The 11,838-nt window shown below is 70.2% G+C and carries 13 protein-coding genes; 6 read left to right on the top strand and 7 right to left on the bottom strand.

The genetic code is table 11. From position 1 onward, the window contains the following. Window positions 1-8 precede the first annotated feature (8 nt). A complete protein-coding gene (locus A4W93_RS16700; RefSeq protein WP_085751681.1) occupies window positions 9-1,052 on the top strand; it encodes an RNA methyltransferase in 1,044 nt (347 codons plus the stop codon). On the opposite strand, the gene A4W93_RS16695 is transcribed toward A4W93_RS16700, so the two are convergent. The 3 genes from A4W93_RS16695 to A4W93_RS16685 all read right to left on the bottom strand — a co-directional run bounded on the left by A4W93_RS16695 (window position 1,037) and on the right by A4W93_RS16685 (window position 3,440). Next, on the bottom strand, window positions 1,037-1,363 hold the full coding sequence (locus A4W93_RS16695; protein ID WP_085751680.1) for a thioredoxin family protein: 327 nt from the start codon (window positions 1,361-1,363) through the stop codon (window positions 1,037-1,039). The genes A4W93_RS16700 and A4W93_RS16695 overlap by 16 nt on opposite strands. A gap of 47 nt (window positions 1,364-1,410) precedes the next feature. Continuing rightward, on the bottom strand, window positions 1,411-2,799 hold the full coding sequence (locus tag A4W93_RS16690; protein WP_085751679.1) for an MATE family efflux transporter: 1,389 nt from the start codon (window positions 2,797-2,799) through the stop codon (window positions 1,411-1,413). A 77-nt stretch (window positions 2,800-2,876) separates the two neighbouring features. After that, the gene (locus A4W93_RS16685) at window positions 2,877-3,440 is read right to left on the bottom strand and encodes a PAS and helix-turn-helix domain-containing protein (protein WP_085751678.1); all 564 of its coding nucleotides are present in this window, start codon (window positions 3,438-3,440) and stop codon (window positions 2,877-2,879) included. A 95-nt stretch (window positions 3,441-3,535) separates the two neighbouring features. Between A4W93_RS16685 and A4W93_RS16680 the strand changes: the two genes are divergently transcribed. From A4W93_RS16680 to A4W93_RS16670, 3 genes are read left to right on the top strand one after another with little or no spacing between them, the layout of a single operon-like run. Further along, window positions 3,536-4,252 carry a CoA transferase subunit A gene (locus A4W93_RS16680; RefSeq protein WP_085751677.1) on the top strand — a complete coding sequence of 239 codons (717 nt, stop codon included), beginning with the start codon at window positions 3,536-3,538 and terminating at the stop codon, window positions 4,250-4,252. A 2-nt stretch (window positions 4,253-4,254) separates the two neighbouring features. After that, window positions 4,255-4,893 (top strand): 3-oxoacid CoA-transferase subunit B, encoded by a 639-nt coding sequence (locus A4W93_RS16675; RefSeq protein WP_085751676.1) that lies wholly within the window; start codon window positions 4,255-4,257, stop codon window positions 4,891-4,893. 43 nt (window positions 4,894-4,936) lie between these two features. Then, entirely contained in the window at window positions 4,937-5,587 is a 651-nt protein-coding gene (locus tag A4W93_RS16670) for a LysE family translocator (RefSeq protein ID WP_085751675.1), read from the top strand. A gap of 6 nt (window positions 5,588-5,593) precedes the next feature. Here A4W93_RS16670 and A4W93_RS16665 read toward each other — a convergent pair whose 3' ends face one another. From A4W93_RS16665 to A4W93_RS16655, 3 genes are read right to left on the bottom strand one after another with little or no spacing between them, the layout of a single operon-like run. Beyond that, window positions 5,594-6,460: a hypothetical protein gene (locus A4W93_RS16665; protein ID WP_085751674.1), complete on the bottom strand. Its 867-nt coding sequence runs from the start codon at window positions 6,458-6,460 to the stop codon at window positions 5,594-5,596. Between the two features lie 34 nt (window positions 6,461-6,494). Further along, on the bottom strand, window positions 6,495-7,883 hold the full coding sequence (gene cls, locus A4W93_RS16660) for a cardiolipin synthase (RefSeq protein WP_085751673.1): 1,389 nt from the start codon (window positions 7,881-7,883) through the stop codon (window positions 6,495-6,497). A 56-nt stretch (window positions 7,884-7,939) separates the two neighbouring features. Further along, window positions 7,940-8,980, bottom strand: coding sequence for a quinone-dependent dihydroorotate dehydrogenase (locus tag A4W93_RS16655; RefSeq protein WP_085751672.1), 1,041 nt, complete (start codon window positions 8,978-8,980; stop codon window positions 7,940-7,942). Between the two features lie 52 nt (window positions 8,981-9,032). On the opposite strand from A4W93_RS16655, the gene rpiA reads away from it, so the two are divergent. After that, the gene (gene rpiA / locus A4W93_RS16650) at window positions 9,033-9,692 is read left to right on the top strand and encodes a ribose-5-phosphate isomerase RpiA (protein ID WP_085751671.1); all 660 of its coding nucleotides are present in this window, start codon (window positions 9,033-9,035) and stop codon (window positions 9,690-9,692) included. 84 nt (window positions 9,693-9,776) lie between these two features. Beyond that, window positions 9,777-9,974, top strand: a complete 198-nt coding sequence (locus tag A4W93_RS16645) for a hypothetical protein (RefSeq protein WP_085751670.1) — start codon at window positions 9,777-9,779, stop codon at window positions 9,972-9,974. Here A4W93_RS16645 and mnmC read toward each other — a convergent pair. After that, window positions 9,959-11,767, bottom strand: a complete 1,809-nt coding sequence (gene mnmC, locus A4W93_RS16640; RefSeq protein ID WP_085751669.1) for an FAD-dependent 5-carboxymethylaminomethyl-2-thiouridine(34) oxidoreductase MnmC1 — start codon at window positions 11,765-11,767, stop codon at window positions 9,959-9,961. The two genes, A4W93_RS16645 and mnmC, sit on opposite strands and share 16 nt — an antisense overlap. Between the last annotated feature and the right edge of the window lie 71 nt (window positions 11,768-11,838).

Here is an 11,838-nt window from a genome sequence, read left to right as displayed (position 1 = left end):
GATTTCCCATGCGCATCGTCCACTTCCGAGACCACCTGCGCGCGCACGGCGCGAAGCCGTGCCACGAACACCGTGTGCTGCGGTTGTGGTCCACCGCGCAGGACCAATCGAGCGGGCGCCGCAAGCCCGAGGATTTCCTGCCGGCCTCGGTGCGTGCGCTGCTGCCCGAGCTGATGGCCGAGTTCGACGGCCTGGCGCGGGTTCGCTCGGAACACCCGGCCGAGGACGGGTCGGCGCGGCTGCTCGTCGAGCTGGCCGGCGGCCACACGGTGGAGAGTGTGCTGCTGCCGCGCGACGGGGTGTGTGTCTCCACGCAGGTGGGCTGCGCCGTCGGCTGCCTGTTCTGCATGACGGGCCGCGACGGGCTGCTGCGCCAGGTGGGCAGCGCCGAGATCGTCGCCCAGGTGGTGCTGGCGCGCCGGCGGCGACCGGTGCGCAAGGTGGTGTTCATGGGCATGGGCGAGCCGGCGCACAACCTCGACAACGTGCTCGAGGCCATCGAGCTGCTCGGTGTCGAGGGGGGCATCGGGCACAAGCAGCTGGTCTTCTCGACGGTGGGCGACCCCCGCGTGTTCGAGCGGCTGCCGCTCGCCAAGGTGAAGCCGGCGCTGGCGCTGTCGCTGCACACCACGCGAGCGGACCTGCGCGCGCACCTGCTGCCGCGCGCGCCGCGCTTCGATCCGGCCGACCTCGTGGAGGCGGGTGAACGGTACGCCCGCGCCACCGGCTACCCGATCCAGTACCAGTGGACGCTGCTGGAGGGGGTCAACGACACCGACGAGGAGCTCGAAGGCATGGTGCGCCTGCTGTCGGGCAAGTACGCGATCATGAACATGATCCCGTACAACACCACCGAAGGCACCGGCTACAGCCGGCCGCCGGGCGAGCGGGCGGCGGCGATGTCGAACTACCTCAACCGGCGCGGCGTGCTGGCGCGGCTGCGGCAGTCGGCCGGGCAGGAGGTGGACGGCGGCTGCGGGCAGTTGCGCGCACGCATGGAACCGCCGGCCGGCGGCGGCCATCGGAACATCGCGATTCAGCCAGCGGCCTGAGCCAGGGCGTCCGCAATCTCGCGCTGGGCCGTGGGCCGCACGACCCGGGCCACCTCGCGGCCGTCGCGCAGCACCACCAGCGTGGGCCACAGCTTGATGCCGTAGGAGCGCCCGAGGCGGCGGCCCCGCCCGTCCTCGATCTTGAGGTGGCGGAAGCCGGGCTGGTCGGCGAGGGCCGCGGCGAGCGCGGGTTGGGCCGCCTGGCAGTAGCCGCACCAGGGGGCGCCGAACTCGACGAGCGCGGGGCCCGTCAAGGCGTCGACGTCGGCCCGGGACGGCTCGCTCGCGGCGTAGGTGGTGTTCATCGTCATGGTGGCATCTTCCGGCAAACCGCGTACCCGCGGTCCGGAAGGGCCGATCAGGCCAGGCGGCGCTGAGCCGTCACGCGCCGGTGGGTGCGCCGCGCGTGCGGCACCCAGCCGCGGCGGTACCAGCGGGCCGCCATGGTCAGGCCGCGGATCCATTCGTCGGCCGCGTAGGCGATCCACACGCCCACGAGGCCCATGCCCAGGTGCACGCCGAGGAACCAGGCGCCGCCGGCCATCACGATCACCATCGAGGCGATGCCGGCCATCACCGGGAAGCGGGCGTCGCCCGTCGCGCGCAGCGAGTTGATGACGACGAGGTTGAAGGTGCGGCCGGGTTCCAGCAGCACGGTGATCCACAGCAGCGTGCTCGCCATCGAGATCACCGCCGGGTCGTGCGTGAAGAAGGTCAGCACCCAGGGCGCACAGATCGCCGCGACCAGCGCGAAGCAGAACGAGGTGGCGAGGCCCCAGCGAAGGCTCTTGCGCACGAGCTGGTGGGCGTCGTGCAGGTGGCCCGCGCCGACCATGTGGCCCACGAGGATCTCGCTCGCGAAACCGACGGCCAGGCCGGCCAGCAGCACGAGGTACATCACCTGCATGGTGTAGGTGTGGGTGGCGAGCGCCGTGGTGCCCATCTTCGCGACCATCGCGACGGTGAAGACGAGCGCCAGGCGGTAGGCGATGTTCTCGGCCGCGCCGGGCAGGCCGATGTGCAGCACGGGGGCGAGGCGCTTCCAGTGCATGGTCCACCAGTCCGAGCGCCGCGGCACGAGGCTCAGCCGGTTGCGCCACAGCGCCAGGTGGAAGGCGATGCCGAAGGCGCGGCTGGCGACCATCGCCAGCGCGAAGCCCGGCAGGCCCAGCGCCGGGATGGGGCCGAAGCCGTTCATCAGCGGCCAGCACACCACGAGGTGCACGGTGTGCATCGCGAGCATGTTGTAGAGCGCGTCGCGGGTGTGCATGTGCGCGCGCATCACGGCGGCCATGCTGGCGTTGCAGGCGTCCAGCGCGAGGGCGAACGCGAGGATGCGCAGGTAGGGCAGGGCCTGCGGCATCACCTCGGCCGGGGCGTTGAGCAGGCCCAGCAGCGGGCTGGCCAGCGCGAGGACCAGGATGCCGGTGAGCAGCCCCATCCAGGCGCTGGCGCCCAGCGCGGCCCGGGCGGTTTCGTCGGCCCCCTGGCGGTTGCCCGCCCCGAGGTTCTGCGTGATGACGACGCTCAGGCCGAGGCTGATGACCCGGAAGAGCAGGAAGAAGGTGGCCTGCACGTGGTTGGCCACCGAAAACGCGGCCGACGAGGCGTCGGACGTGCGCGATGCGAGCCAGAGCCCCACGACGGCGACCAGCATGCCCAGGCCGAATTCGGCGAACAGCGGCCAGGTGAGGGAGAAAAGGGCGGGGCGGGGCGCGGCCGGAGCGCGTTTTGGGATCGGTTCCATTCCGTTCGGGATTTTGGCACGAAGGGGATGTTCGCGGGCCCGAAATAGAGCCGTCATTCCGGACGGCGATGCGCCGGTCAGCCGCTCAGCAGCTTGTGCACCAGCTCGTGCGTCGTCACCGCCGCGTACTTGCGCATCAGCCGCGCCCGGTACACGTCCACGGTGCGCGGGCTGATGTTGAGCCGCTTGCCGATCAGCTTGCTGGTCAGGCCGTCGATCAGCAGGGCGGCGATCTCGCGCTCGCGCGGGGTCAGGTCGGCCTTGAGCTGGCGCTGGGCCGACAGGTCCTCGAAGGACCAGATGCCCGCTGCGTGGGGTTCGCCCGGGTCCAGCGCCCGGCCGGACACGTGGCACCAGAACAATTCCCCTCGTTGCGGCCCGTCCACCCGTTTCATGACGCGCTCGTCGGCATACCATCCTTGCGCGTCGAGGCTGGCGGTGATGCGTTCGCCGGTGCGTTCGAACTCGGCGTGGGTGGGGTACAGCAACTCGAAGCTCTGGCCCACCAGCTGCTCTCGCGCGGCCCCGAACATCGCCAGCACCTGCTGGTTGCAGTCGATCATGAGGCGGTTGCGCGAGATCACCAGACCCACGGGGGCCAGGTCGAACGCGGTGCGGTAATCGAGGTCGATGGTGGGCATGTGCTTACTGAATTCTACGTACTGATTACTTAATCCGTTACGTAGTACGCTCCGCCATCCGATTTTTTTTGGTTTTTTCGTTCCAGGAGGCGGCGATGAACAAGGTCTACCCCAGCGCGGCAGCGGCACTCGACGGTGTCGTGCGCGACGGGCAACTGCTCGCGGTGGGAGGCTTCGGCCTGTGCGGCATTCCCGAGGCGCTGATCGCGGCGCTGCGCGACACGGGCCGCAAGAACCTGTCCGTGATCTCGAACAACGCGGGCGTCGACGGCTTCGGCCTCGGCCAGCTCCTGGAAACCCGCCAGATCAAGAAGATGATCTCGAGCTACGTGGGCGAGAACAAGGAGTTCGAGCGCCAGTACCTCGCCGGTGAACTGGAACTGGAATTCACGCCGCAGGGCACGCTCGCCGAGAAGCTGCGCGCCGGTGGCGCCGGCATCCCGGCCTTCTTCACGAAGACCGGCGTGGGCACGCTGGTGGCCGAAGGCAAGGAAACCCGCGAGTTCGACGGCCAGGTGTACGTGATGGAGCGGGCGCTGCTGCCCGAGGTGAGCCTCGTGAAGGCGCACAAGGCCGACCGCAGCGGCAACCTCGTGTTCCGCCGCACCGCGCGCAACTTCAATCCGGCCGTCGCCATGGCCGGCAAGGTCACCATCGTGGAGGTCGAGGAGATCGTGCCCACCGGCTCCATCGATCCGGACGACGTTCACCTGCCGGGCATCTACGTGCACCGCATCGTGCTGAACGCCACCCCCGAGAAGCGCATCGAGAAGCGCACCCTCCGCGAAACCACCGCCAAAGCAGGAGCCTGACCATGGCCTGGACCCACGACCAGATGGCGGCACGTGCCGCGAGCGAGCTGCAGGACGGCTTCTACGTGAACCTGGGCATCGGCCTGCCCACCCTCGTGGCCAACCACGTCCCTTCGGACGTCGAGGTGTGGCTGCAGAGCGAGAACGGCATGCTGGGCATCGGCCCGTTCCCCACGGAAGACGAAGTCGATGCCGACTTGATCAACGCCGGCAAGCAGACCGTCACCACCTTGCCCGGCTCGTCGATCTTCGGGTCGCACGACAGCTTCGCGATGATCCGCGGCGGCAAGATCAACCTGAGCATCCTCGGGGCCATGCAGGTGAGCGCCAAGGGCGACCTCGCCAACTGGATGATCCCCGGCAAGATGGTCAAGGGCATGGGCGGCGCGATGGACCTCGTGGCCGGTGTCGGCCGCGTGCTCGTGCTGATGGAGCACGTCGCGAAGAAGAAGGACGGCACCGAGGACCTGAAGATCATCCCGGCCTGCACGCTGCCGCTCACGGGCGTGGGCGTGGTCGACCGCATCATCACCGACCTCGCCGTGCTGGACGTCACCCCGCAGGGCCTGAAGGTGGTCGAGATCGCCCCGGGCGTGACCCGCGAGGAGCTGCAGGCCAAGACGGGCGTGCCGTTGATCTGATCCCGGCGCAGAATGGCGGCACCTTCCTGACGGGACCGCCGCCATGCCCTTCGACCTGACGACCTCCGGCGCCACCTTCGCGACCTTCGTGCTGGCGAGCCTCGTGCTCGCCATCACGCCGGGGCCCGCGGTGGTCTACATCCTGACCCGCACCGTCACGCAGGGGCGGCCCGCCGGGCTCGCCTCCGTGGGCGGGGTGGCGCTCGGAAACCTCGGCAACGCCATCGGTGCGTCGCTGGGCCTGGCCGCGCTGCTGGCGGTGTCGGCGGTCGCGTTCACGGTGCTGAAGTTCGCAGGCGCGGCCTACCTCGTGTGGCTGGGCATCCAGGCGCTGCGCTCCTCCGGCCAGGGGGCCGACGTGGCCGAGGTGCCGCGCGACGCCGCCCGCCGCATCTTCCGCGACGGCTTCTTCGTCGCGCTGCTGAACCCGAAGACGGCCATCTTCTTCGCCGCCTTCCTGCCGCAGTTCATCGACCCCACCCATTCCGCGCTGGGCCAGAGCGTGCTGTTCGGCGCGCTGTTCGTCGCGGTGGCCGGCACCACCGACACGCTGTGGGTGCTGGCGGCGTCCGTCGCGGCGCCGCTGCTGTCGCGCCACCAGGGCGCGAAGCGGGTGGGGCGCTACACCTCGGCCGGCGTGTACTTCGGCCTCGGGCTCTTCACCGCGCTGGGCGGGCCGCGCAAGGGCGCCTGAGCCTCGTCAGGATCCCACCTTCGCCTGGCGGTTGATCTCCCGCGTCTTCATCGAGAGGTACTCGGGCAGGTCCATCTCGTGCAGCTGCACGGCGTACTGCTCGCTCGCCTTGAACCAGTCGCGCAGGCGGCGGTCGGTCTGCTCCGGCGCGCCCAGGTAGGCGTCCACCGCCAGGAAGTAGCGCATCGCGTTGCGCTCGACCACGCCGCGCACGCCCTTCACGTAGACCGGCTCGCCCTTGGCGCCGCGTTCCGCGATGCTGAAGCCCACCTTGTCGCTGCCGGTGGTGGCGAGGTAGGCCTTCATCGCCACCCTGGCGGCGAGGCCGTAGCCGTACGAGTAGGAGAGGTGGATGAACGAACGCTTCGCGTCGATGGGAATGGCCTCGACGACGATGCGGTAGTCGTGGGTGCCGAGCGGGCCTTCCTCGGCGCTCAACTGCACCTGGAGGTGGCTCGCGCTGCTGGCCGCGAGCTTGTAGGTGAACGCGACGAGGTGGGCGTCCTCGACGGGCTGGTCGGACTTGCGGCCCACGCGCAGCGAGATGGTGGACGAGTCCTTCGGCGCGAGGCACTGCTTCACGTTGAACGGCAGGATCAGGATGTCGCACCAGTTGTCGCGCGACTTCAGCATGTCGAGCACTTCCGGGAACGGGTGGTCCACGACGGCATGCACCTCGCCGCGCAGCGTGTCGCCGCTCTCGAACGATTCGATGTGCAGCGGCCGGCCGTAGGCGTTCTGGGCGAGCTGGGGCTGCAGCGCGGCGTGGCGCGACTTCAGCGCGGCGGGGTTGCCCTGGGCGACGCACAGGCCGGTGGCCAGCAGGGCGGCCGACAGGACGGCGAGGGATCGGGCGGGCGGTGACAGTTTCATCGGCAGGGCTCCGGCAACGGGTTCGTCGCTTGTATCAGAGCCAGTATTCCCACGCCTTGCTGAGCGTTTCTCGGACGCGGGGCCCGATGCCGCGGTGGTTCCAGGCCTCCAGCGTGATCTCGGACGACTCGGCGAGGTCGCGGTCGAACAGCACTTTCAGCTGTCGTCCGAACGTGGGGCCGAGGATCACGGCGTTCACTTCGAGGTTGTGCAGGAAGCTGCGCCAGTCGAGGTTGGTGGAACCGATGGTGGACCACACGCCGTCGATCAGCGCCGTCTTCGAATGCAGCAGCGCGCCCTTGCGCTCGTACAGGCGCACGCCTGCCTCGAGCAGCTCGGTGTACGAGGCGCGGCCGGCGTGGAAGACGAGGCCCGAATCGGTCTTGCTCGGGAGCACCAGCGACACCTTCACGCCGCGCGCCACGGCGGCCTTGAGCGCGGCCATCAGCTGCGGGTCCGGCACGAAGTACGCGTTGGTGATGAGGATCTCCGACTCGGCGCTGTCGATGGCCGAGATCAGCGTCGCGTAGATCAGGCTGTACGGGTCCTTCGGCGAACTGCCGATCGCGCGCACCACGTCATCCCCCACCTTCGGGAGGTCGGGGAAGTACTTCCGGGAGGGCAGCGGCTCTCCCTTCTGCTGGGCCCACGTCTCCAGAAAAAGGCGTTGCAGGTCGGCGACCACCGGACCATCGATCTGGAGGTGGGTGTCGCGCCAGGGCAGCGCATCGTCCTTGCCGTCCGTGCGGGTGCTTCGCCCGGACCGCTTGCTGAACGAGCCGCCCTCGTAGACGCTGCTGATGTTGATGCCGCCCAGGAAGGCCGTGCGGCCGTCCACCACCAGCAGCTTGCGGTGGTCGCGTTCGTTGACGTCCCAGCCGGCCTTCGCGGTCAGCGGGTTGACCGGGTTGTATTCGAGCGTGCGGATGCCGGCGTCGCGCAGCTGCTGGAAGAACTCCTTCTTCGTGCCGAGCGTGCCGACGCTGTCGTACATCACGTTGACCTGCACGCCCGCGCGCTGCTTCACGATGAGGGCGTTGGCGAACTGCTGCCCCACGTCGTCGTCCTCGAGGATGTAGGTCTCGAGGTTGATGTGGTCGCGCGCGGCCTGGATGGCCGCGAACATCGCCTTGTAGGTGTTGGGGCCGTCGACGAGCAGCGTGACCTTGTTGCCGGTCACGAGCGGCGTGCCGGTGACGGCTTCCTCGAACGCCAGGTGGCGGTCGAAGATGCTGGTGGGCTTGCCGCTCGCCTTGAGGCGGTCCAGCACCGCCTGGCTCTGGGCCTTGGTGAGCGGCCCCGCGGCACCTTCCACCTGCACGGTGGGCGGCTTGCGGGCCATGTCGGGAACGATGGTGGGGAGGGTGTTGCAGGCACCCAGAAGCAGCAGGAGGCCCGGCGCGAGCCAGCGGGACAGGGACATGAACGCGTACTCCAGGCGCCGGCACCTGCCGGCGCACCCCGCCGAGTCTCGCAGAATCAGGCGCGGGACGTGGCCCGGGCAATCTCGGAGACCAGCTCCGGGCCCTTGTAGATGAAGCCGGTGTAGATCTGCACGAGGTCGGCGCCGGCCGCGAGCTTGGCCTTCGCGTCGGCACCGCTCATCACGCCGCCGGCACCGATGATGGGGAAGCCGCTGCCCAGTTCGGCGCGCAGTTGCGCGATCACGCGGTTGCTGGCCTCGAACACCGGGCCGCCCGACAGGCCACCGGTCTCTTCACCGTGCGGCAGGTGGCGCACCGCGTCGCGGGAGATGGTGGTGTTGGTGGCGATGACCCCGTCCATGCCGGTCTTCTTCAGCGTGCGGGCGATCACCTGCACCTGGGTCTCGTCGAGGTCGGGGGCGATCTTCACGAACAGCGGCACGCGGCGGCCATGCTGGCCGGCGAGCACGCGGGCGCGGGCCTCGATGGCGGTCAGCAGGGCGTCGAGCGCCTCGTCGGACTGCAGCGCGCGCAGGTTCTTCGTGTTGGGCGACGAGATGTTGACGGTGACGTAGTCCGCATGCGGGTACACGCCGTCGAGGCAGATCAGGTAGTCGTCGAGCGCGTTCTCGATGGGCGTGGCCGCGTTCTTGCCGATGTTCAGGCCGAGGATGCCGCCCTTCTGGCGGAATGTGCGGCTGCGCTGGACGTTCGCGACGAACACGTCGAGGCCGTCGTTGTTGAACCCGAGGCGGTTGATCAGCCCGTTGACCTCGGGCAGGCGGAAGATGCGGGGCTTGGGGTTGCCCGGCTGGCCCTTCGGCGTGACGGTGCCCACCTCGATGAAACCGAAGCCCAGGGCGCCGAAGCCGTCGATGCAGCGGCCGTTCTTGTCGACGCCGGCGGCCATGCCGATGCGGTTCGGGAAGTTCAGGCCGGCCACGGTGACCGGGCTGTCGATGCGGCGTTGCGCCACGGCGCACATCAGCGGGGTGTGCTGGATGCGGGCGAGGGTGCCGAGCGTGACCTCGTGCGCGTGTTCAGGGTCGAGTCCGAAGAGAACCGGGCGGGTAAGGGCGTAGGGAACGAGGGCCATGCGGGCGAGGGTCTTGGATAATGACGGCATTGTCTCAAACCCGAGTGGACCCATGACCCAAGACGAACTGAAGAAGCTGGTTGGCGAGGCCGCGCTGGCCTACGTGGTGCCCGGCACCGTGGTGGGGGTCGGCACCGGCTCCACCGTGAACTGCTTCATCGACGCCCTCGCCACGATGAAGGACCGCATCGCCGGCGCCGTCTCCAGCAGCGAGAAGAGCACCGAGCGCCTGCGCGCCCACGGCATCACCGTGCTCGACAGCAACACGGTGCCCAGCATCCCCGTCTACATCGATGGCGCCGACGAGATCGACCACCGCGGCCACATGGTCAAGGGCGGCGGCGCGGCGCTCACGCGCGAGAAGATCGTGGCCGACACGGCCGAGCGCTTCGTCTGCATCGCCGACGAATCGAAGCTCGTCGACGTGCTGGGTGCCTTCCCGCTGCCGGTCGAGGTGATCCCCATGGCCGCGGCCCAGGTGGCGCGCCGCCTCGAAGCCCTCGGCGGCCAGCCCACGCTGCGCGCCGGCGTGGTCACCGACAACGGCTGCCACATCCTCGACGTGCGCGGCCTGCGCATCACCGACCCGGCGGCCATGGAGCGCGACATCAACCAGTGGCCCGGCGTGGTCACGGTGGGCATCTTCGCGCGCAACCGCGCCAGCGTGTGCCTGCTCGGCACCGCGCAAGGTGTCAAGACGCTGACTTTCTAGTCTCGGGATCGGGCAACGCGTGCGAAAAGCGCGTACCCTCGCGTTGTCGTTGCCCGTTTTGCAACCTGCTGGAAGGATGTGCCCATGGCCAAACCCAACTATTCGTTCGAGAAGCGCCAGCGCGAGCTGGCCAAGAAAAAGAAGAAGGAAGAAAAGCTGAAGGAAAAGGCCGACCGCAAGTTGCACGGCGACGCGCCGGCTGCCGACGACGAGGCAGCGGAAGCTGCTGGCGAGGACGGCGAACCCGCGGCCCCGTCGGCCGAAAATCAGTCCGCGGGCTGACCGCCCGCGCCCGGAGCCGCCGCGCGCCGCGCGGCCCGGGTGAAGAATCGCGCCGGATCCACCGCGTCGAGCAGGCTGGACGGCAGCGGAGAGGGCGCCCCAGCGATGGCGGCCGCGAGCACCTCGCCGCCGAGCGTGCTCCACGTGATGCCACGCGAGCCCAACCCCGTGAACACGAACAAGCCCTGGCGACGGGGCACGAAGCGCACCTGATCCAGGGTGGGCGCCGCGTCGCCCGCGCCCATCGCCACGTCGGGCACCTCTCCGATCAATGGCAGGCGGTCGTCGCTCACGCAGCGCCAGGCGGTGCGGCCGTCGAGCGCCCCGGGTGCCAGCGGCACCCCATGGCCCAGCAGCCGGGCGAGCTGGGCGAGGTTGTGGGCGTGGTCCTCGTCGCGCAGCGCGGGATCGGGGTCGCCGGCCTGCGCCGTGGCGCCGAACACCGCGCGGCCGTCCACGGGCGGCATCACGTAGCCACCGCCCGCGATGGGCACGGCGGGCAGCGTGCCCGCGAGGGCCGCGTCCGCGGTGCTGATCTGTCCCCGCACCGGCTGCAGCGGCCAGGCGGGGCCGCCCAGCAGGCGCAGCGCGTCGATGGCGTTGGCGATCACCAGCACCTCCGACTCGGCGACGACGGTGTCGTCGGCATCGAACACGCGCCAGCGGTTGCCGCTGCGTTCGATGCGCCGGGCATCGATGCCGCCGCGGAACTCGCACCGCTCACCGGCCTCGGCCAGCATCCAGCGCACGAGGTGGCCCGGCCGCACCCAGCCGCCGTTCGGGTAGAACCACGCGGGCTGGTGGAGTGCGATGCCTGTGGTGGCGCTCGCGGCGTCCGTGTCCAGCGCCTGCACGTAGCCGGGACCGAGCCCGAGGCGGGCGAGCAGGGCCCGCATCGATGCAACCGGCGTGGCGGCGTCCTCCAGACGGATCAGGCCCTGCGCACCGCCGAGGCGGCCGTCGGCCTCGATGGCCCGTGACACCGCACGGTGCGCCTCGAAGGACGCGGCGCGATTGAACCGTGCGTGTGGCCCGTCGTCGGCGGTGACGATGCCGTGGAAGAGCCCGGCGGGATTGCCCGAGGCCTCGGTGGCGGGTTCGGCGTGCCGGTCGATCAGCGTGCAGCGCCAGCCCTGACGGGCGAGCGCGAGGGCCGTGGAAGCACCGGCCAGGCCCGCGCCGACGATCAGCGCGTGTTTCCCGGTCGACGCGGCGGCCACCTGGCGCACCGGTGCGCGGCTGGGCGTGAAAGCCGGGCGGTACTGCGCCGTGACGGCGGCCTGCGGATCGTCGGCCAACACGAAGCCCCGCGAGCGCAACGCGGCGCGGAAGGCCGGCGCGGCGCCGGGGGAGCTCACCGTGGCCTCGGGGGCCGAGAGCCGCACCAGCGCCTTCGGCAGGCCCACCGGGTCGAGGTCGGGCGACTCGAGCTGGAAGGCATCGACCCGCGCGACGAGTTCACGCCAGAAGCGGCGCGGTTCGCCGAGCGCGAGCAGCAGCCGCACGCGCCCGCCCTCCCGCACGAGGGTGTGGAAGTCCGGCGTGGCCGGGGGCCATTCGCCGGGCCAGGTGGCCGGCAGGCCGTGCGCCGCGCACGTCGCCCGCAGGGCCGCGTCGTCGACGGGGCCCTGCGCGACCACGTGCAGCGTGCCGCAACGCGCGGGATCCGCGCGCCAGGCCGCCCACAGCGCGGCGAAACCCTCGCCGCGCCCGAACGTGTCGAGCAGCACGGTGAAGCGGTCGTGGCCGGCCCAGCGGGCGGGCAGCAGGTCGAGGGCGGAGTCGTGGGCCATCAGGTGAAAAAGAAAAAGGGCACCGAAGTGCCCTTTTCGAGAGTGCCAGCAGCGGGCATCGGAGCCGGGGC

Origin of the sequence: Piscinibacter gummiphilus, from assembly GCF_002116905.1 — a bacterium.
GTDB lineage: Bacteria > Pseudomonadota > Gammaproteobacteria > Burkholderiales > Burkholderiaceae_C > Rhizobacter > Rhizobacter gummiphilus.
This window is presented reverse-complemented; position numbering and strand designations above follow the sequence as displayed.

What these genes read in the sequence shown, in the direction of transcription:
- A4W93_RS16700 (WP_085751681.1), top strand. Translation starts at nt 9, where the DNA reads ATGCGCATCGTCCACTTCCGAGACCACCTGCGCGCGCACGGCGCGAAG.
- A4W93_RS16695 (WP_085751680.1), bottom strand. Translation starts at nt 1,363, where the DNA reads ATGACGATGAACACCACCTACGCCGCGAGCGAGCCGTCCCGGGCCGAC.
- A4W93_RS16690 (WP_085751679.1), bottom strand. Translation starts at nt 2,799, where the DNA reads ATGGAACCGATCCCAAAACGCGCTCCGGCCGCGCCCCGCCCCGCCCTT.
- A4W93_RS16685 (WP_085751678.1), bottom strand. Translation starts at nt 3,440, where the DNA reads ATGCCCACCATCGACCTCGATTACCGCACCGCGTTCGACCTGGCCCCC.
- A4W93_RS16680 (WP_085751677.1), top strand. Translation starts at nt 3,536, where the DNA reads ATGAACAAGGTCTACCCCAGCGCGGCAGCGGCACTCGACGGTGTCGTG.
- A4W93_RS16675 (WP_085751676.1), top strand. Translation starts at nt 4,255, where the DNA reads ATGGCCTGGACCCACGACCAGATGGCGGCACGTGCCGCGAGCGAGCTG.
- A4W93_RS16670 (WP_085751675.1), top strand. Translation starts at nt 4,937, where the DNA reads ATGCCCTTCGACCTGACGACCTCCGGCGCCACCTTCGCGACCTTCGTG.
- A4W93_RS16665 (WP_085751674.1), bottom strand. Translation starts at nt 6,460, where the DNA reads ATGAAACTGTCACCGCCCGCCCGATCCCTCGCCGTCCTGTCGGCCGCC.
- cls (WP_085751673.1), bottom strand. Translation starts at nt 7,883, where the DNA reads ATGTCCCTGTCCCGCTGGCTCGCGCCGGGCCTCCTGCTGCTTCTGGGT.
- A4W93_RS16655 (WP_085751672.1), bottom strand. Translation starts at nt 8,980, where the DNA reads ATGGCCCTCGTTCCCTACGCCCTTACCCGCCCGGTTCTCTTCGGACTC.
- rpiA (WP_085751671.1), top strand. Translation starts at nt 9,033, where the DNA reads ATGACCCAAGACGAACTGAAGAAGCTGGTTGGCGAGGCCGCGCTGGCC.
- A4W93_RS16645 (WP_085751670.1), top strand. Translation starts at nt 9,777, where the DNA reads ATGGCCAAACCCAACTATTCGTTCGAGAAGCGCCAGCGCGAGCTGGCC.
- mnmC (WP_085751669.1), bottom strand. Translation starts at nt 11,767, where the DNA reads ATGGCCCACGACTCCGCCCTCGACCTGCTGCCCGCCCGCTGGGCCGGC.